This is a genomic window from Arthrobacter sp. NPDC056886 (assembly GCF_042788715.1).
In the GTDB taxonomy this organism is placed as follows: Bacteria; Actinomycetota; Actinomycetes; order Actinomycetales; family Micrococcaceae; genus Arthrobacter.
Map to the genome: position 1 here is coordinate 278,591 of NZ_JBHUBT010000001.1, position 19,769 is coordinate 298,359.

16 protein-coding genes are annotated in these 19,769 nt (G+C 66.1%); 4 read left to right on the forward strand and 12 right to left on the reverse strand.

Annotation, left to right across the window (positions count from 1 at the left end; all coding sequences use genetic code 11):
* Positions 1-74: 74 nt before the first annotated feature.
* The 5 genes from ACFRJ8_RS01340 to ACFRJ8_RS01360 all read right to left on the reverse strand — a co-directional run bounded on the left by ACFRJ8_RS01340 (position 75) and on the right by ACFRJ8_RS01360 (position 5,535).
* Positions 75-1,436 carry an MFS transporter gene (locus ACFRJ8_RS01340; protein WP_377984348.1) on the reverse strand — a complete coding sequence of 454 codons (1,362 nt, stop codon included), beginning with the start codon at positions 1,434-1,436 and terminating at the stop codon, positions 75-77.
* Between the two features lie 87 nt (positions 1,437-1,523).
* Positions 1,524-1,994 carry an RpiB/LacA/LacB family sugar-phosphate isomerase gene (locus ACFRJ8_RS01345; RefSeq protein ID WP_377984349.1) on the reverse strand — a complete coding sequence of 157 codons (471 nt, stop codon included), beginning with the start codon at positions 1,992-1,994 and terminating at the stop codon, positions 1,524-1,526.
* 8 nt (positions 1,995-2,002) lie between these two features.
* Entirely contained in the window at positions 2,003-2,992 is a 990-nt protein-coding gene (locus tag ACFRJ8_RS01350) for a ribokinase (protein ID WP_377984350.1), read from the reverse strand.
* Positions 2,993-3,071: 79 nt separating this feature from the next.
* The gene (locus tag ACFRJ8_RS01355; protein WP_377984351.1) at positions 3,072-4,097 is read right to left on the reverse strand and encodes a LacI family DNA-binding transcriptional regulator; all 1,026 of its coding nucleotides are present in this window, start codon (positions 4,095-4,097) and stop codon (positions 3,072-3,074) included.
* Positions 4,098-4,842: 745 nt separating this feature from the next.
* Positions 4,843-5,535: a GntR family transcriptional regulator gene (locus tag ACFRJ8_RS01360; RefSeq protein ID WP_377984352.1), complete on the reverse strand. Its 693-nt coding sequence runs from the start codon at positions 5,533-5,535 to the stop codon at positions 4,843-4,845.
* 107 nt (positions 5,536-5,642) lie between these two features.
* Here ACFRJ8_RS01360 and ACFRJ8_RS01365 point away from each other — a divergent pair, with 107 nt between their 5' ends.
* From ACFRJ8_RS01365 to ACFRJ8_RS01380, 4 genes are all read left to right on the forward strand, one after another.
* The gene (locus ACFRJ8_RS01365) at positions 5,643-6,401 is read left to right on the forward strand and encodes a LamB/YcsF family protein (protein ID WP_377984353.1); all 759 of its coding nucleotides are present in this window, start codon (positions 5,643-5,645) and stop codon (positions 6,399-6,401) included.
* Between the two features lie 129 nt (positions 6,402-6,530).
* On the forward strand, positions 6,531-7,871 hold the full coding sequence (locus tag ACFRJ8_RS01370; protein WP_377984354.1) for an MFS transporter: 1,341 nt from the start codon (positions 6,531-6,533) through the stop codon (positions 7,869-7,871).
* Positions 7,872-7,930: 59 nt separating this feature from the next.
* Positions 7,931-9,727, forward strand: a complete 1,797-nt coding sequence (locus ACFRJ8_RS01375; protein WP_377984355.1) for a 5-oxoprolinase/urea amidolyase family protein — start codon at positions 7,931-7,933, stop codon at positions 9,725-9,727.
* The gene (locus tag ACFRJ8_RS01380; RefSeq protein WP_377984356.1) at positions 9,727-11,484 is read left to right on the forward strand and encodes a biotin carboxylase N-terminal domain-containing protein; all 1,758 of its coding nucleotides are present in this window, start codon (positions 9,727-9,729) and stop codon (positions 11,482-11,484) included. The genes ACFRJ8_RS01375 and ACFRJ8_RS01380 overlap by 1 nt, the downstream gene beginning before the upstream one ends.
* Positions 11,485-12,124: 640 nt before the next feature.
* Here ACFRJ8_RS01380 and ACFRJ8_RS01385 read toward each other — a convergent pair.
* Genes ACFRJ8_RS01385 through ACFRJ8_RS01415 form a run of 7 tightly spaced genes read right to left on the reverse strand, consistent with a single transcriptional unit; the run spans position 12,125 to position 19,252 of the window.
* A complete protein-coding gene (locus ACFRJ8_RS01385) occupies positions 12,125-12,799 on the reverse strand; it encodes a GntR family transcriptional regulator (RefSeq protein WP_377984357.1) in 675 nt (224 codons plus the stop codon).
* Positions 12,800-12,847: 48 nt separating this feature from the next.
* Positions 12,848-13,270, reverse strand: a complete 423-nt coding sequence (locus ACFRJ8_RS01390; RefSeq protein WP_377984358.1) for a RidA family protein — start codon at positions 13,268-13,270, stop codon at positions 12,848-12,850.
* 1 nt (position 13,271) lies between these two features.
* Positions 13,272-14,351 (reverse strand): pyridoxal-phosphate dependent enzyme, encoded by a 1,080-nt coding sequence (locus ACFRJ8_RS01395; RefSeq protein WP_377984359.1) that lies wholly within the window; start codon positions 14,349-14,351, stop codon positions 13,272-13,274.
* Complete coding sequence (locus ACFRJ8_RS01400; protein ID WP_377984360.1) at positions 14,348-15,496, reverse strand: alanine racemase; 1,149 nt, start codon at positions 15,494-15,496, stop codon at positions 14,348-14,350. Before ACFRJ8_RS01400 ends, ACFRJ8_RS01395 begins: the two co-directional genes overlap by 4 nt.
* Positions 15,496-16,923 carry an aldehyde dehydrogenase family protein gene (locus ACFRJ8_RS01405; RefSeq protein ID WP_377984361.1) on the reverse strand — a complete coding sequence of 476 codons (1,428 nt, stop codon included), beginning with the start codon at positions 16,921-16,923 and terminating at the stop codon, positions 15,496-15,498. Before ACFRJ8_RS01405 ends, ACFRJ8_RS01400 begins: the two co-directional genes overlap by 1 nt.
* 54 nt (positions 16,924-16,977) lie before the next feature.
* Entirely contained in the window at positions 16,978-17,739 is a 762-nt protein-coding gene (locus tag ACFRJ8_RS01410; protein ID WP_377984362.1) for an SDR family NAD(P)-dependent oxidoreductase, read from the reverse strand.
* Between the two features lie 46 nt (positions 17,740-17,785).
* Positions 17,786-19,252: an APC family permease gene (locus ACFRJ8_RS01415; protein WP_377984363.1), complete on the reverse strand. Its 1,467-nt coding sequence runs from the start codon at positions 19,250-19,252 to the stop codon at positions 17,786-17,788.
* Positions 19,253-19,769: the final 517 nt, after the last annotated feature.

Sequence of the window (19,769 nt, forward strand, 5' to 3'; positions counted from 1 at the left end):
CAAACTGCTGCGACCCGGGTTGGCCTCCGGAGGCCAACCCGGGTCGCTCTTTTATGCGGGTCTTCGCGGTGCCGCTAGCGGGCCGCCGCCGGCTGGTCCTCCGCGGCAGCTGCCGGCTCGCCGGCGATGATGGCGTCGACTTCAGCCTTCTCCTTGGCGCCCCAGGTTTCGCGGGTGTTCAGCACGCCGACCAGGCCAATGACACCCACCAGGACGTACAGCGAGGCGCCGCCGGCCCACCCGAAGACGGAGGCCAGGAGCACGGCCAGGAAGGGCGCGAATCCGGAAATGGAGGCGGCCACCTGGTACCCGATGGAGGCGCCGGATGTCCTGGTGTTGGTCCGGAAGAGCTCCGCGAACCAGGCGCCCTGCGTGCCGGTAAACGTTGCGTGGATGACGCCGATGCCGATCACGAAGGCCAGGACGATCAGGAAGGGGTTTCCGGTGTTGCTGAGCAGGAACATCGGGAAGCCGAAGACAATGACGGCGATGGTTCCGCCGAGGTAGAGCTTGCGGCGGCCGATGCGGTCGGTGAGCGCGCCGGCGACCAGCGTGACCGGGATGGCCAGAAGGCTGGCGATCACAATGCCGGTAAGCCCGATGGCCCGGTCGTCGGGGTTGTTCTTCGTGATGTAGGAAAGCAGGTACGTGGCCGTGACGTAGTACGCGCAGCTCTCCACGATCCGCAGGGAGATCACGCGCAGGATGTTCCGCCAGTCGTTCTTGACCACGGTGGCCAGCGGGTTCTTGACGATCGCGCCCATGGCCTTGGTGTGTTCGAACTCGGGGGATTCCTCAAGCTTCATCCGGACAACCAGGCCGACGACGATCAGGACGGAGCTGGCGAGGAACGGGAGGCGCCAGGCCCAGTCGGTCTGCAGGGAGGCGGAGAGCAGGAACGCGGCGTTGGCGAGGGTGATGCCCAGCGGGTTGCCCGCCTGCGGGATGGCCGCGAAACGGCCGCGCTTCTTCCACGGTGCGTGCTCGAACGTCATCATGACGGCGCCGCCCCATTCAGCACCGAAGGCCAGGCCCTGGATCATCCGGATGATGACCAGCAGGATGGGTGCAGCGATGCCGACCTGGGCGTACGTGGGGAGGCAGCCGATCAGGACGGTGGCGATGCCCATGGTCAGCAGCGCGCCGACCAGCACGGGCTTGCGGCCGTACTTGTCGCCGAGGTAGCCGCCGATGGCTCCGCCGATGGGCCGCATCAGGAAGCCCACCGCCAGGGTGGCGAAGGCCAGAAGCGTTCCGACCACGGGGTCCGTGTTGGGGAAGAAGACTTTGCCGAAGTACAGGGCCGCGGCCGTTCCGTAAGCGACGAAGTCGTAGTTTTCCACGCACGTGCCGGCGGCCGAGGCCATGGCGGTCTTGATCTTTCCGGGTGAACCGTGGGCGGCCTGGCGCGGCCGGTCCGTGATTGCTGCCGTCATGTTCTATATCTCCTTTGATATTGCTGGACAGCCTTGGGCGGCATGCCGAAGGCCAGGTAAACGATTGGTGGTGCGGTGCCGTCCGGGTCAGATTTCGGCGGCCAGTTCCCGGGCTCCCTCAAGCTCCATTTCGCGCAGCTTTTGGACTCGCCGGATGGTGTCCTCGTCGTTGTCGAATTTCGCGTCGAGGAAGGAGATGAGGACTTCCTTGGCGGTGGCCCTGCCGATCAGCCAGGCACCCATGGCGATGGCGTTCGCGTCGTCGTGCTCGACACTCTGGTGGGCGGAATAGACGTCGTGTCCCAGGGCGCAGCGGATGCCCGGGATCTTGTTGGCCGCCATCACGGCGCCGACCCCGGTGCCGCAGACCAGTACGGCGCGCTCGGCCTCGCCGGAGCGGACCAGATCGCAGGTGGCCCGCGTGATGTCCGGGAAATCGACCGGTGCCTCGCTGGGCGCGCCGCAGTCGATGACTTCATGGCCGAGGTCCTCCAGGACTGACTGGACAAACGATTTGAGGGGGAAGCCGGCGTGATCGTTGCCGAGTGCGATTTTCATGGGTCTCCTTAGTTCGGAACGACAGGGCTGGACAATGCTGTGTTCGGGCTGGCGGTGTTCGGGGTGGCTGGGTCCGGAGTGGCGGGCTTTGGCGCGGACGCCGGTATTTCATGAGCCCATGGAATCGATTCCATGGCGCCGGTACGCGTGACGGCGATAGCCGAAGCGCGGGTGGCGTGGATCATTGCGGCTGGCAGGTCGCGGTGGCTGCCGGCCAGGGATGCGGCGAGGTAGCCGACGAACGTGTCGCCGGCTCCCGTGGTGTCCCTGGCCGCTACCGTGGCGGCCGGCACGTGCACAAGGCTGCCGTCGAGGACTGTGAAGGACCCTTCCGCTCCTGCGGTGCAGACGATGGCCGGACCCAGGGCAGGCGGAAGAGCCTGGACCAGGTCCCGGTGGTTGCCGGGCATCCCGGCGAGGCCGGCGAGAACCTGGATTTCCTGTTCGTTCACCACGAGGAGGTCGACGTCGTCGAGCAGGCCGTCGATCTGCCGGGGAGCGGGGGCGGCGTTGAGGATGACGAACGCGCCGCGGCCCTTCGCGGTGCGCGCGGCCTGCCGGACGAGCGCCGTCGGAATCTCGAGCTGCAGAACCAGGACGTCACCGGCCTGGACGGCGGCGAGTCCGGCATCGACGTCGGCGGCGGTGATCCCGGAGTTCGCGCCCGGACTGACGATGATCTGGTTTTCGCCGTGGTCGTCGACGGCGATGACCGCCGTTCCTGTGGCCGCGGTGCCGCTGACCCGGACGTGGCCGGCGTCGATGCTGGCCTCGGACAGAACCTCAAGGATCCGCCGGCCATGCGCGTCGTCGCCGACGGCGCCAGTGAATTTCACTGTGGCGCCGGCCCGGGCCGCCGCGACGGCCTGGTTGCCGCCCTTGCCGCCGGGGCTGAACGTTGCGTCCGAGCCCCGGACGGTCTCGCCCGCCCGCGGCAGGGAACGGACGCGGATGTTCTGGTCGATATTGAGGCTTCCGACCACAAAAACCGTGCTCATTGGACCTGCTCCTTCGGTGGTGTCGGACGGTGCCCCAAGCCGCAAATCAAAGGGGTCGGACTGGAGGGCGGCGCGTTTGTCACGGCCGCTCCAAGCTGGGATCCGCGGTGCCCGAGGACGCGCGGACAATGAGTTCGCTCGGGAGGACGACTGATTCCGGTTTCTGCCCGTCGATCACCTCGAGCAGGAGCCTGACCGCGGTCCGGCCCATCGCCTCTACGTCGTGGGAGATAACGGTCAGCGGCGGATCAAGCAGGGAAAACCATTCGATGTCGTCGAAGGCGATGAGGGCCATGTCCCGTCCGATGCGCAGGCCCTTCCGATTCAAGGTGGCCAGCGCGCCGACGGCCATGGGGCTGTCAGCCGCCAGCAGCGCCGTGGGCGGATCCGCGAGGCCCAGCAGGTGGTGCGCACCGGCCGAGCCGCTGGCGGACTGGAAGTCGCCGAAATACGTCAGGGCGGGGTCGGCGCTGAGCCCGAACTCGCGGGCCGCGCGGGAGAAGGACTTGAGCCGGTCCCGTCCGGTGGACGTGGTCTGGGGCCCAGCGATATAGCCGACCCGCTCGTGGCCCTGCCGGGCCAGGTGCTCCACGGCCTGGCGGATGCCGGAATCACTATCCGTGGTCACACTCGGCACCTCGATGCCATCGACGGTCCGGTCAACGAACACCGTGGGGATGTCCCGTTCCAGCAAGGCGCGCAGGCTGGAGCTCCCTTCGCCCTGAGGTGCGGCGATCACGCCGTCCACGCGCTGCGAAATAAAGGTGTCCAGGTACCGGTCCTGCTGCGGAATGCTCTCGTTGGCGTTCCCCAGCAGGGTGACAAGCCCCTCCGCGAGGGCCGCCTGCTCGGCGGCGTGCGCCAGATCGGCGAAGAACGGGTTACGGATATCTGAAAGGAGCAGCCCGATGACGTTGGTCCTGGTGGAACGGAGCGCGCGCGCCTGGGCGTTGGGGTGAAAATCCAGCTCGGCGACGGCGGCGGCCACCTTCTGGCGCGACTCCGCGGACGTTGCCGGGTTTCCGGACAGCACCCTGGACGCCGTCGCGGACGAGACGCCGGCGAGTGCTGCCACATCCTTGATGGTGATGGAAGGTCCTGTCACTGCTGCGCCTTTCGCCTTTGAACTGCTCTGGAAGAATCCTGTGGAATCGATTCCATGGAATCGGTTCCACAAGTATGTGGCGCTGGCTACAATCTGTCAATGGGTGGCCGCGATCAGGATTCGGAGCCGATTCGGCCGGCCCCCGCGGAACGTGCTCTGTCAACTGCGACGCGCGAATTTCCGGCCACGGGGAAGGCGACGGCGAACGCGCTCAGCGACGCGCAGCATGTCCGACGACGCGCAGAGTGTCCGACGAGGATGGATGCGCCCGGCGCCGCGGGGTGAGTTCACCGACGCGCGAATTTCCCCTCGACGCGGGAATACCGGTGTCGGAAGGAAATCTGCGCGTCGCCTTGCTGGATGCGGGTCGTAGGGCCGAATGCGGGTCGGGGGCATGGAACGTATCTGGCGACCGGCGAAATTCTTCCCGACGTGCGAAATTCCTCCCGATGCCGGAATACGGGTGTCGGAAGGAAATCTGCGCGTCGGAGAGCTGGATGCGGGTCGTAGGGCAGTGAGCAGATCGCCGGGCCGAGTGCGGGTCGCGGGACATGGAATACATCTGGCGACCGGCGAAATTCTTTCCGACGCGCGAAATTCCTCCCGATGCGGGAATGCGGGTGTCGGGAGGAAATCTGCGCGTCGCGGGGCTGGATGCGGGTCGTAGGGCCGGAAGCGGGTCGGGGGCAGAGTTCGGAGCGCCGGGCCGGCTGCGGGTCGCGGAACGAGCCAGGCCGGCCGCGGTTCACTCGCCGTGGACAGCGGCCTGGCGCTCCTCCGACCGGTTCAAATAGGCCAGCAGCAGCTCCCCGGCAAGGTCCAGGTCCCCGGCTTCCAAGGCCTTGCAGATTTCCTCGTTGTCCGGCAGGTAGCCCCGGTAGAAGTGCGCGTCCACGGTGGCCTTGTGGAAGAACAGCCGCATCTCGGCCAGGACCTGGGACATGATCGTATCCAGCCGCCGGCTGCCCGCCAGGGCCACGATCGCGCCGTGGAAATGCTGGTTGGCGTTTCCCAGGCCCTCTTCGTCGTTGGCTGCGGCCGCGGCTTTGCCCTCATCCACGGCCGCGCGGACCGCCGCCACCCGCTCCGGGCTGCCGCCGCCGCGGATCGCACTGACTTCAATGGCGCGGCGCACCGTGTAGACGTCGTGGATGTCGCCCGCCTCCAGGCTCGCCACGAAGACTCCCCGGTTTGGGTGCCGGACCACCAGGCGCTCGGCCGCCAGTTCGGCGAAGGCCTCGCGGACCGTGTTGCGGGAAACGCCCAGGTCCTCGGCGATGGTCGATTCCGTGAGCCTGGTTCCTGGCAGGAGCAGGCCCTCCGCCAGTTGCAGGCGCAGTTCGGCTGCCACGCGGTCCGCCACGGACGGAACGGCCACGCGCAGCCGCGCCGCGGCCGCGCCCAGGGCGGAGCCGCCGGCAGCGTCGGAAGTCGTCATAATGCCGAATCTACACGATTGTCCAAATGTTGAATCGTCGGATTGTTGAACAATCGGTCAAAGTGATGCATCCTTAGTAGGGGGCTATCATGAGACGAGGATCACAAATGGCAACCATTGACCTAAACAGCGACGTTGGCGAGTCTTTCGGACGCTGGACCCTGGGCGACGACACGGCGATGTTCCGCTCGGTGTCCAGCGCAAATGTGGCCTGCGGATTCCATGCGGGCGACCCCAGCGTCATCCGCCGGACCTGCCGTGAAGCGGTCGCCGCAGGCGTCGTGATCGGCGCCCACGTCGGCTACCGCGATCTCGCCGGCTTCGGCCGCCGCTTCCTGGACATCGATCCGGTTGAACTGGCGGACGACGTCGTCTACCAGATCGGCGCGCTGCAGGCACTCGCCGCCGCCGAGGGGGGCACGGTCCGGTACGTGAAGCCGCACGGCGGACTCTACAACGCGATCGTGGCGCACACCGGGCAGGCGAAGGCCGTCGTCGACGCCGTAAAGTCCGTTGACCCGAACCTGCCGATCATGGGCCTGCCGGGCTCGGAAGTGCTGCGGCTCGCCGAGGCCGCCGGCCTTCGCGCGGTCACCGAAGCCTTCGCCGACCGCGCCTACAACCCGGACGGCACCCTCGTGTCCCGTACGCTCCCCGGTGCCGTGCTGGAGGATCATACTCTCGTCACTGAGCATGTCCTCCGGATGGCCACCGATTCCGCCGTCCGCACGATCGATGGCTCCATCCTGAAAATTCACGCCGAGAGCATCTGCGTGCACGGTGACTCCCCGGGAGCTGTCACCATGGCCGCCGCTGTCCGCGAAGCGCTCAACGCCGCGGGCATCACCACCGCCGCGTTCGTCTAAGCAGACGCTCCACCGCTTCACATCCCGGATCCACCGGACTCATCCGGTCCGCCGGCCCCCCGGAGCCACCGGGATCGCCCGCACTACATCTAAGCAACAGGCAGCACCCCGCACACCTGGAGGAAAACCATGACTGCAGCACCGCATCAGGCCACCCCGGCCGCCGGCAAGAGGAGGATCCCGCCCGGTGCCCTCAAGGCCTACGTCGCGAGCCTCACCGGCACCTCGCTGGAGTACTACGACTTCGCGATCTACTCCGTGGCCTCGGCCTTGGTATTCCCCAAGGTTTTCTTCCCGGGCAATGACGAATACGTCGGACTGCTGCTGTCCTTCTCGACCTTTGCGGTGGGCTACCTGGCCCGTCCCATCGGCGGCGTGATCTTCGGCCGGCTCGGTGACAAGATCGGCCGCAAGCACGTCCTCGTGACCACCCTGCTGCTGATCGGCATCGCAACGGTGGTGATCGGCGCGCTCCCGGGCTACGCCACCATCGGTATAGCCGCACCTGTCATCCTCGTGTTGCTGCGCCTGGCGCAAGGTATCGGCGTCGGCGGCGAGTGGGGCGGTGCCGTCCTGCTTTCGAGCGAATTCGGCGACGCCAAGCGGCGCGGCTTCTGGTCTTCCGCCGCGCAGATCGGCCCGCCCGCCGGCAACCTGATGGCCAACGGCGTCCTGGCCGTGCTCGCCGCGACACTCAGCAACGAAGACTTCCTCTCTTGGGGCTGGCGCGTGGCCTTCCTCGCCTCGGCCGTGTTGGTGGGCTTCGGCCTGCTGATCCGGCTGAAGCTGGAGGAAACCCCCGTCTTCAAGGCCATCCAGGCCCACGGCGAACAGCCCAAGGCGCCCATCAAGGAGGTCTTCACCAAGGAGCCGCGAGCCCTCGTGTCCGCCGCCCTGTCCCGCATCAGCCCGGACGTGCTGTACTCCCTGCTCACCGTCTTCATGGCCGTCTACGCCACCAAGGAACTGGGCATGAGCACCAGCAACGTACTGACAGCCATCCTGATCGGCTCCGCCTTCCAGTTGGTCCTGATCCCCGCGGCGGGCGCCCTCACGGACCGCATCAACCGCCGCCTCGTTTACGGCGTCGCCGCCATCGGAACCGCCGTGTACATCCCGCTGTTCTTCATCATGATCCAGGACAAGTCGGTCATTACACTGACCATTGGCATCGTGATCGGGCTGGCCTTCCACGCCTTCATGTACGGCCCGCAGGCCGCTTACATCACCGAACAGTTCCCGGCCCGGCTGCGTTACGCCGGCAGCTCGCTGGCCTACACGCTGGCCGGCGTGATCGGCGGCGCCGTCGCACCTCTGGTCTTCACTGCCCTCTTCGCTGCCAGCGGCAACTGGTTCCTGATCGCCGCCTACCTCGCGGTCGCCTCGATCGTGACGGTGATTGGGCTGGCCATCGGGCGCAACCCGCATACCGACGAAGAAGAGCGGCTCCTGCAGGAAGCCCGCGCCTGAGCCCTGCGGAACCGGTTCAGCGGAACCTGTCCACCGGCACGATTTCACCGGCACAATGAATGAGGCACCTCGTGATTGAGACAGCAGGGGAACCCCCGAAGGTAGGGAACGCAACGCTTCACAGGGTTCGTTCCGTGCGGGCCGTGGGAACACGCGCGGTCCTGGCCGAGCTTTCCGGCACCCAGGATGTGCTTGCCCTGCAGGCGCTGCTGCTGGAGAAGCCGTTGCCGGGCCAGCAGGACGTCCTGGCCGCGGCCGAGACGGTCCTGGTCAAGGCCGACTCCCCGGCCTCGGCCCGTCGCATCGCCGCCCGGCTGCTGCAGTTCGACCTCACCGCACCCGTTCAGCTCGACGGCGGCCTGGTGGTCATCGACACCGTGTACGACGGCGAAGACCTCGCCGAGGTGGGGCGGCTCACCGGCCTTGGCACCGAGGGCGTTATCGCCGCCCATTCCGGCCAGGTCTGGACCGTGGCCTTCGCCGGCTTCGCGCCCGGCTTCGGGTACATGATGGGGGAGAACCAGCAGCTGGAAGTGCCCCGGCGCAGCTCGCCGCGCACCGCCGTGCCCGCGGGTTCCGTGGCGCTGGCCGGAAACTATTCGGCCGTGTACCCGCGCCGTTCCCCGGGCGGCTGGCAGCTGATCGGGCGCACCAACGCCCGGATGTGGGACCTGGACCGGGAGCAGCCCGCCTTGGCCGCCCCCGGCCACCGGGTGCAGTTCCGTCCTGTCAGGGATGAGGTCACGCTCGCCGCTGATTCAGTCACCGAGCCAGACGCAGAGACATCCGCGGACTCAGCCGCCGAGCCTGCGGCTGAGACGGCCGGCACCGGGCCGCAGCCGGCCGCCGGGGACATCGCCCGCGGACTCCGGATCGTTTCGCCGGGGATGCAGAGCCTGATCCAGGACCTCGGCCGGCACGGCCACTCCGGCCTGGGCGTCTCCGCCGCCGGCGCGCTGGACCGGGCCTCGCTGCGTCGGGCCAACCGCCTGGTCGGCAACGCCCCCGGCGCGGCGGCCATTGAGACCGTCGCCGGCGGGCTCAAGGTCCAGGCCGTGGGGGACCAGGTACTCGCGGTCACCGGCGCACCCTCGGCACTGAACATCGAGTCCGCGCCGGACAGCGACGGCGAAACCTGGCACCGCGCCGCGCTGATGGCCGCCCCCTTCGCACTGCTCGACGGCGAAACGCTCAGCCTTGGCACCCCGCAGAGTGGGTTCCGCAGCTATCTCGCGGTCCGCGGCGGCGTCAATGCAGCCCTGGTACTCGGCAGCCGCTCCACGGACACCATGTCCGGGATCGGCCCTGCACCCTTGGCCGCAAGGCAGGTGCTGGCCGCCGGCGCAGAAGCCGAATCCGGCGTGGTCGGGGCTCCCGAACTGCAGCCGGACTACCCGGACACCGGGGTGACCGTCCTCGACGTCGTCCCCGGCCCCCGGGCCGACTGGTTCGATCAGGAGGCGCTGGACTCTTTCACCACCCAGGACTGGGAGGTGAAAGCCCAGTCCAACCGCGTCGGCATGCGGCTGGACGGGACGCCGCTGCAGCGCAGCCGCCAGGGCGAACTGGCCAGCGAGGGCACCGTGGCGGGCGCCCTGCAGGTCCCGCCGGAGGGCCTGCCCGTGCTCTTCCTCGCCGACCATCCGATCACCGGCGGCTACCCGGTGATCGGCGTGGTGGTCGACTCCCAGCTGGACCTCGCCGCGCAGGTGCCCATCGGCGGCAAGATCCGCTTCCGCTGGGCCGAATCCGCCTCGGCCGAGTCGGCGGCCACCGAACACGGCACCACCAAACACGCCGCCACCGAACACGGCACCTCCGAACACGCCACCACCGAAGAAGAAGCGAGTAACTGATGCGCAAGGTCCTGATCGCCAACCGTGGGGAAATCGCGGTCCGCATAGCCCGGGCCTGCGACGACGCGCAGCTGGCGTCCGTCGCCGTCTACGCCGACATCGACGCCGACGCCCTGCACGTCTCCGCCGCCGATGAAGCCTTCAGCCTGGACGGCAACTCGCCCGCGGACACGTACCTGAACATCCCCAAGCTCCTCGCCGTGGCGGCCGAGTCCGGAGCGGACGCCGTCCACCCCGGCTACGGCTTCCTCTCCGAGAACGCCGACTTTGCCCAGGCGGTCCTGGACGCCGGACTGACCTGGATCGGCCCGACGCCGGACGCGATCCGGCTGCTCGGCAACAAGATCACGGCCCGCGATGCCGCCGTCCGGGCCGGCGCACCCTTGGTGGCCGGCAGCGACGGACCCGTGGACACCGCCGCCGAGGCCCGGGCCTTCGCCGAACAGCACGGCCTGCCCATCGCCATCAAGGCCGCCTTCGGCGGCGGCGGCCGCGGCATGAAGGTAGTCCGGGTCATCGACGAGGTCGAGGAAGCCTTCGACTCCGCCGTCCGCGAAGCAGTGACCGCCTTCGGCAGGGGCGAATGCTTCGTGGAGCGCTACCTCGACCGTCCGCGCCATGTCGAGGCGCAGGTCCTGGCGGACACGCACGGCAACGTCATCGTCGTCGGAACCCGCGACTGCTCACTGCAGCGCCGGCACCAGAAGCTCCTGGAGGAGGCGCCCGCGCCGTTCCTCAGCGAAGAGCAGACCGGGCTGATTTACGACGCCGCCAAGGCCGTCTGCCGCGAAGCCGGCTACTCCGGCGCCGGCACGGTGGAATTCCTGGTCGCCGAGGACGGCACCGTGGCCTTCCTCGAGGTCAACACCCGGCTGCAGGTGGAGCACCCCATCACCGAGGAAACCACGGGGATCGACCTGGTCCAGGAACAGTTCCGGATCGCCGCGGGGGAGCCGCTGCGCCTCACCGAGGACCCGGCGCCGCACGGACACGCCTTCGAATTCCGGCTCAACGCCGAGGACGTGGGCCGCGGCTTCCTGCCCTCGCCCGGCACCATCGGCGAGTTCGCCGGCCCCACCGGCCCGGGCATCCGGCTGGACACCGGCGTCCGCTCCGGCTCCTTCGTCGCGCCGCAGTTCGATTCCCTGCTCGCGAAGCTGATCGTCACCGGCGCGGACCGCCAGCAGGCCCTGCGCCGCGCGCGCCGGGCCCTCGCCGAAATGCGCATCACCGGGGTCGCCACCGTGCTGCCGTTCCACCGGGCCGTGCTGGAATCCCCGGACTTCACGTCCGAGGACGGGCTCGGGATTCACACCCGCTGGATCGAAACCGACTTCGCGGACAAGATCCCGGCCGACCCCGGTTACAGCACCACCGCGCCCGACGGCGAACGCCGCACCATCACCGTCGACGTGGACGGACGGCGCCTCGCCGTCGGCCTTCCGGCCGACTTGCTGGACGGCTGGGCGCGCTCAGGCGGGCCCGTCCCTGCCGGCGCGTCCCTGGAAGCAGCGTCCGACGGCGGTGCTGCCGCAGCTGGAGACCCAGGCGAGCTGCGCGCCGACATGGCCGGGACCGTGGTGAAGTGGCTCGTCGAACCCGGCGCCGAGGTCTCGGCAGGGGACCCGGTTGTGGTCCTCGAAGCCATGAAGATGGAAACCCAGGTCTCCGCGCACCGGGATGGCATTGTCACCGACGTCCGCACCGGAGCCGGCGGAGTGGTGGCGGCCGGAGCCGTGCTGGCGCTGATCGGCTAGCAGCGGCCGGTCCCTGCGCTGGGCGCCGTTCCGGGAAGATCAAGAACGCCCGCCCGGGGTTGCCCGGGCGGGCGTCTCTGCGTAGCGCTGCACTGACGGCTACAGCAGGCTCGTGCCGATGTCCTTGCCGATCCGCCGGAGCAGCGCGGCGGACAGTTCGGGGTCCTTGGATGAGTCCTGGTCCGTGTACTCGGCCAGGGTGTAGACCCGGGTGAGGAAACATAGCTAGGGCCTTCAACATTCAAATGTGGCTCTGCTTGCCAGATCACATCCGGGCAGGCAACCCACGACCCGCTTTGAATAGGAGGTTCCAGCCTTGCCATGGGACCGCAGCCTCCGGCCTGCGGGCAAATACCCCGTGACACCACCAGCCCCCGCCGAATCCCTGGCTGCCACCGGGCAGATGGCCGATGCACCCAGTGTGGCAGTCCGGTACGGCTGCCGGGTCAGGGCCGCTCACCTGGTCCTACTGACATAGGACATCACCGTCGGGCCAAGGAACGGAACGCCACAAAGAACCCACCGGGGCCGAAAAGGCAACGAATGCCTGGCGTTCCGGCCCTGCCCGACGACAATGGACTTCAGAAGGACCAACCGGGCCCCGCGGAATCCGCGCACACGAACCCGACCCTCATATGGTCTAGCTGATGCGCGCCAGTGTTTTGTTGAGACCCGAAAGCACGCCACGCCGAGCGGCCAGCTCAGCGGCCTCGGGATCTCTCGCGACGAGCGCATCAACCAGTTCCTGGTGACCCGCGATGGACACTCGCACATCGTCGTCGCTCCAAAAGCCAGCTATGCGGTGGACAAAGTAGAACGACGAGTTGCGTACGATCTGTTCGGCCATGCGCGCGTTCTTCGACGCTGCAACCACGGCGTCGTGGAACTTATCGTTGTGCTCTAGCAGATGGCCGCGGCTCGTGTTCTCGAGTTCTGCGATGTAGCTCTCGTGGATGCGTACGATCTCGGCGATCTCGTCGTCGGTGGCCCGCTCGGCGGCGAGTCGCGCGGCGTAGCCCTCGAGTGCCGCGCGCACCTCGTAGATGTCGCGGATCTCCTGCGAGGAGTGCTCACGAACGACCCACCCGCGGCGGCGGCTGACTACCAGGCCGTCCGCCGCAAGACGCTGCATGCTCTCGCGAATGGGGGTTCGGCTGACATCGAGTCGCTCCGCGAGCTCGGCTTCGATGAGCCGTTCGTTGGGTCGAATCTCACCCTCGACGATCGACCGCCTGATCGACTCGTAGACCTCGGTCGACAGGTTTTGGGTGGACTCAACTCTCACGCCGCGCGTTGAACCGATCGACTCGCTCATTGATGCTCTCCCCATGTTGCTCCGTTGCTCCCCGAAATAACCTTACAACTACCCGGCCGACGGGATCGACGTAGCAAGCGCGGCAACAAGATCGACCTCAACCTGGATGCCCCGAAGTGTGCAGGCGATGGTCGTTCGCGCGGGGTATGGCTCGACCAGGAACTCGCGGTACACCTCGTTGAACGCGGCGAAGTCCGCAATGTCAGCGAGGTAAACCGAAACCTTGATGACGTCGGCGAAGGTGCATCCGCAACTCTTCAGCACGGAGCCGAGGTTCTCAAAAACCTGCCGGGCCTGCGCAACCACGCCATCGGGGATGGCCCCTGTGACAGGATGCTGCGGGCGCTGCCCGGAGAGGTAGACAAGACCGCTCGCGCTCACTGCATGAGAGTAGGGGCCACCCGGCAAAGGGACGTCGGGCGAAACGTGGTGCTGCATTAGGTTCTCCGATTGTGGTTGTGATGACAACATCTCAGCCTCCGACCTTCAGGCCGTTGCCGGTGAGGGCGACGACGGAAGTGCCCGGGCTGTTGGTCCGACGCCAGGCCGCCCAGGCGACGGCGCTGGTCGGTTCGACGTAGAAACCCCCATAGCCAAGCTCGCGGCGCGCGAGCAGCACCTCGTCGGAGTCGACGACGCAGACGGTGACTTCGAGACGGGCAAGGCGCTCGCGCATCTGTGCGCGCCGGGTGGGATGCCGGAGGGCGATCCCTTCCGCGATGGGATACTCAAGTGGGTCGACCGACCCCCGGAGGGTCGACCCACCAGATGCCAAGCTCTCGTAGCCGAGAGTCTGCGCGATAACGAGACGCGGCGCCTGTTTGATCCAGCCGCTCTCCACGAGCTCGTCAACCGCTCGCAGTAGCCCGAGGAGCAGACTTCCACTGCCGACGGGAAGCACAACGGTGTCGACGGACGGTAACTGGGCGACAATCTCATAGAACCAGGACTTGGTGCCGTCGTGGAAGTATGGATTGGTCGAGTGGCCTGCGTAGAACGCACCGACCGAAAACGCGTGTGAAAGGGCAGCCCGCTCGCACATTTCGCGAGGTCCGGCGACCAGACGCACGGCTGCGCCGTAACCTCGAATTTGTGCAACCTTTCCTGCCGATGTTTTCGACGGAACGAAGATGGTGCAGTCGAGACCAGCTCGGGCTGCGTGCGCGCCGAGTGCTGCACCCGCGTTGCCGCTACTGTCGACAACGACCTCTTTCGCTCCCAGTTCAACCGCACGAGCGACCACCGACTTCGCGCCGCGGTCTTTAAACGACCCCGTGGGGAGGAGGTGATCACATTTGAGCCACACATTCGAGCCGTCATCCCAGCGAATGAGGGGCGTGGTGCCCTCACCCAGTCCCGCCATAGCGATCGCCCAGTCAGCTGCCCAGAAGCGCGGGACAGGCGGACGATCGTCGAGGGATGCGCGGGGCTTGGGGGCCAGGGGCGGCAGGTCGAGCACCCCGCCGCAGGCACACAGGATGCAGTCTGCAGCCGGATCGAGCACCGTCTTGCAATCGAAGCAGACGTAGTTGGGGCTTGCGGTCGAGATCACAAGCTGCGCCTCATACCGTCGACCGAGATCGTTTCCACGACCACACCGCCTCGCGTACCGTAGACCTCGCTCTGAAGATCCATCCACACGCAGACATGAATCGGCAGGATCCGCACGCGATCGCCAACGGAGTAGCCGTGGTCGTGCGTTGGTGCGGCCAACACGCCGTGTTCTTCCGACATCCTGGCAACGACGACATCTTCGCGTTCGGCAAGGCGGCCGTAGCCGTAGACGGCGTCACGCGAACTCGTCAGGGTCTTGTTGCCGGCATCCATCGTGATTCGCGTGCCGTTGATGCTGACGATCGTGGCGAGCATGCTCGCGGCGATGTTTTCAGGTTCGCAGGCGAAGCGACCCAAGGTGCGTAGGTCGTTGTAGACGTAGGTGCCCGGGCGAATCTCGGTGATTCCGTCGGACGCGCGCAGGAACGGGCTGGTAAGCGTCGACCCGGCGGAAACCACGGGAACCACGAGCCCCGCGCGTTCGAGATCGGCGCGCACATCTCCCATAACCTGCGCTTCCCTGCGCGCGACGATCGCGATGCCGTCGGCGGTCGGGGCATCGTGAGCGTGGCCCGCGTGGGTCATGATCCCGAGGAATTCGAGGGATGGGCTCCGAGCGACATCGAGGGCAATGCCGGGAACGAGGGGTGGTTCGACCCCCGCGCGGTTCATACCCGTGTCGACCTCAACAAGCACCGGTATCGTCACGCCAAGTCTCGACGCGAAGTCGCGGTACCCCGCGGTGACGTTAAGCGAGTCGGAGACGAGCGTGAGGCGACCCTGTAACGCGAGCTCCGCGACGCGTTCGAGTTTGCGCGCCCCAACCAGCGGATAGGCGACGAGGATGTCGTCTGCCGAACTCGCGCCGAGCACTTCTGCTTCCGATGGGGTGGCGACACACAATCCCGAGGCCCGAGCCTGCAACTGTCGATTCGCGATCGCGAGGCTCTTGTGCGACTTCGCGTGCGGTCGCAGCAGGAATCCCTCACTGTCGGCAAAGACCTGCATTCGCGCGATGTTCGCATCGACGATGTCGAGGTCGACGAGAAGCGCTGGGGTGTCGAGCTCCGGGTCATCCGGCGCGATGGGCAGGATTGTGCCTTCCCGAAGTGCACGAGGCAGGTCGAAGGTAACCCTGGACATTACAGCGCCACGACCGCTGTCTTGATCTGGCCAAAGCCGCGCAGGCCCTCGGCTCCCTTCTCGCGGCCATGGCCCGAACGCTTGAAACCTCCGAAGGGCAACTCGACGCCTCCGGACGCCCCGTAGGTATTGACGAACACTTGGCCAGACATCACGTCGCGGATCATCCGGTGCGCGGTCGTGACGTTGGTGGTCCACACGCCAGCGACGAGCCCGAAATCGGTTCCGTTGGCGAGTGCGACCGCGTCTTCGATCGTGTCGAAGCTCGTGACGACGAGCACTGGCCCGAAAATCTCTTCCTGCGCTACCGCGCTCATAGGGTCGACGTTGTCGATCAGAGTGGGCTGCACGTAGTAACCGTCACCAAGCTCACCGCCGTTGAGCGCCTCGCCGCCGAAACGGATGGTCGCCGTCTCGCGTGCGGATTCGATATAGCCGAGCACGCGCTGGCGCTGCTCAGCCGTGATGAGGGGTCCGAGCGTTGAGTCGCTGAGCGCTGGGCCGATCTTCACCTCACGGAAGGCCTGCTCGATGCGACCGACGAGCTCGTCGTGGATTCCTGACTGCACGAGAAGGCGAGCACCCGCCGAGCAGGTCTGACCCGCGTTCTGCAGGATCGCGTTCACGAGCACGGGAACAGCACGATCTAGGTCAGCATCGTTGAAGACGATGTTAGGCGACTTCCCGCCGAGCTCCATCGTGACTGGGATGGTGCGCTGCGCTGCAGCACGGCTAATGATCTGCCCTACTTCGACAGAACCGGTGAAAGAAATGTGGTCGATGTCGTGGTGCCCTGTGAGCGCGGCTCCTGCCGTCTCGCCGTACCCTGGAACCACGTTGAACAGTCCGGCGGGAAGGCCCGCCTCCTCCGCCAGCACTGCCATGTGCAGAGCTGTGAGGGGAGCTTCCTCGGCAGGCTTCAATACGCATCCGTTGCCCATGGCGAGCGACGGCGCGACTGAGCGCGCCATAATCTGCAACGGATAGTTCCATGGCACGATGTGCGCGGTGACACCGTGCGGCTCCCAACGCGTGAAGATAAGCGTGTCGTCATTCAGCGGGATGGTCGTGCCGCCAAAGGTCTCGATTGCGCTCGCGTAGAAGTCGAAGTACCGCGCCGTGAGTTCGGCGTCTCGACGACCCTGCTTGAGCGGCTTTCCCGTCTGGCGTGACTCGAGCTCCCCGAGCACGTCGAGGTCACGAAGCACCAACTGGCCGATCCTCCGCAGGATGCGCGCGCGTTCCGCCACCGCGACCCGCTTCCACGACGTCCCCGCGCGCCGAGCGGCCGCAACCGCGAGGTCGACCTCGACCGCGCCGCAGTCGGCTGTACGCGCGAATACCGCGCCCGTTGAAGGGTCGATCACGGGCACTACGTCAGTCGTGAGCACCTGCTTTTCGTCGATGATTGCTCCGAGCTGGTTCATGTGTCTTTTCCGTTTCGCTTGTGTCTATGGTCTGGTGGTGATGGATGCGGCGCGCTATTTGGCCGTGAATCCGCCGTCGATCACGAGGTTCGATCCGACAGCGAATGAGCTGTCGTCGCTCGCAAGCCACAGGGCTCCCTGGGCGATCTCACGAGGTTCGGCGGTGCGCATGATGGGTGCCCAGACGGCTTGTTCAGCGGCCGTCTTCGCCGGATCGGCACTGTTATCAACCTCAGCCTGGAGAAGAGGGGTGCGCGTGATTCCCGGGCACAGGGCGTTGACCCGGATGTTGTAGCGAATGAGATCGAGCGCGATGGACTTCGTGAACATCATGACCGCGCCCTTGCTGGCGTTGTAAGCCGGCGACTCGGGGACGGCCACGATTCCCATCTCGGAGCCGAGGGTGACGATCGTGCCGCCGCCCGCGGCCTTGAGATGGGGAACCGCGTGCTTCACGAGCGTGTACATGCCCTTCACGTTGGTCGTGAGCACGCGATCCCACTCATCCTCTTCGAGGTCCTCGATCGGCATGACACTCGTGATCCCCGCATTGCACACGAGCGTGTCAAGGTAACCATGACGTTCGACGACCTGGCCGATCACGTGAGCGGCGTCCGACATGCTTCGCACATCCCCCGCGACGCCGCTCACCTGACCGAACGGTTCGAGTTCGGCAACAGCCTGCGCAAGTGCGGTCTCGTTGATGTCAGTGATGACGACGCGTGAACCCTCCTCGAGAAAGAGCTGGGCGATGGCCTTCCCGATGCCCGACGCCCCTCCGGAGACCAGTGCTGATTTTCCCTCTAAGCGGGCCATGATTATCCTTCTAAGTTTGTTGATCATTGTTTCGGTGGAGCCGGTGTTACTTGGCGAAATCCTGCGCTTCGGGCACAGCCTCCGCCTCGAGGAAAAGAACGCGACCGATGCGGTCGAGAGATTCCGAGCCGCGACGCTTCAGGATGATTCCCCAGATCGCCGAGATCGCGACGACCGCGATGATGATGCCGGGCATCACGTTGAGCGGAGCGTCAGGCCACGGCGAGATGTTGAGCCAGATCGCGGCGAGGAAGGTTACGGATGACAGCGCGGGGAAGATCGCGTGGATCCAGACGGAAAACTCGCCAGGGTGACGCTTGCGGATGAAGACCGGCAGCGCGATGTTGGTCGCGATGAAGATGGGTAAAATTCCCAGCGACGACAGGTAGCCGAGGTTTCCGAACGCTTTCATCGGACCCCAGACGGCGCCGGCGGTGAGGCCGATAACGAGTGTGGCAATCGAATACACCATGATCGCGATATGCGGCGTGTTGTGCTTGGGGTGCGTGCGGCCGAGAGCCTTGGGAAGCAGGCCGTCACGGCCAAGCGAGTACAGGATGCGGAAGTTGGCCGTATGAATGGCGAGCACGACCGCGACGAGCGCCGAGAAAGCGGCGAGGTCGACAATGTAGCCATACCAGGGGCCGATGTACCGCACGGCGAGGTCGTGCAGCGGCGCCGTGGCCGCGGCGAGCTGGTCAATGTTCTCCGGGCCATAGCCGACGATGATCGAGTACATCGAGAAGGTGAACCAAGCACCCGTCAGGAGCACCGATCCGACGAGGGCGATGGGCAGGTTGCGGCGGGGGTTGCGCACTTCTTCAGCGACAGTCGACGAGGACTCGAACCCAAAGAACGCGAGAACGATAAAAACAAACGCCTGGCCAATGCCACCGAAGCCCTGTGCCGACTCTGTGGGGGTGAACGCCTGCGGAACCTGGCCGGAGTCGCCGCCCTTGAAAACGATGAGCAGCAGCAAGATTGCGACTACAACGACCTCAGCAATCAGCAAGGCCATGCCAATGCGCATCGAGGTGTGTACCGAATACCACGCGAGCGCACCGACACCGATCACGACACCGAGTATGAGCACCCACCACGGAATGCTGATGCCAAAGTCGGTTTCCAGGGCATCGGACACGAAGCCGCCGAAAAGGTTGGTGTTGAGGGGGCTCTGCAGCGCGTAGGCGAACATGAGCAGCATCCCAGTAACGAACCCCGCGCGTCGGCCGAATGCGAGGGTCGTGAACTTGTAGAACGAACCGGCGCTCGTGACGCGGCGCGTGAACTGGGCAAGGGTCGACGCCATCAGCGCAATGCCAAGCGTGCCGAGGACGAAGGTGAACGGCGATGAGACACCAGCCTTCGACGCGATGAGCGCCGAGATGAAGATGACGCCAATGGTCGGGGAGATGAACGCGAGGGACATCGCCAGAGCACTCGGGAGCCCGAGGGCATTGCGCCTGAGCTCGTTGGTTCCCGGAGGCACTTGCACCGGTTCGTGTACAGCCATTTGTTCCTCCTGGGAGTGTGGGGATCGACAGCTTCTCCACGGAGCGAATGCCGATCTCAATAATAAGGGACGATGAACCACTTTGCATACTGTTTGAAATACCATCTTGTATGCCAAATGGCTTATTTAGAAAGGCTACGACTCTCTGATGTCCAGCGCATGATGATCGTGTTTCGTTTGTGTAAACGCTCCGCGAGAGTCTCGCTCGCCGTCGTGGAAGCATGAACATCAGCGATTCCGCGATGCGACGGGCGGCGGGCGGTGGATCGAAGGGCGCCGCGTCGAGCCGAGAATCGGGTTGATGAGGAGTCCGTGCAATTGCTTTCGGCGTGACTACCATGGACGTGAGCTGCCGGCTGTGGCGTGGAGATAATCACGTGTGGGGAGATCAAGGAGGATGTCCGCCTCGATCAAAACACGGATGAGGTATAGGACCAGCCGACGTAGGAAAGAGGTCGGAATACCACGGTGCCTTTGCAGGCAACTGAGCTGGTGGTGTCATTGACGCGGCCCGGAT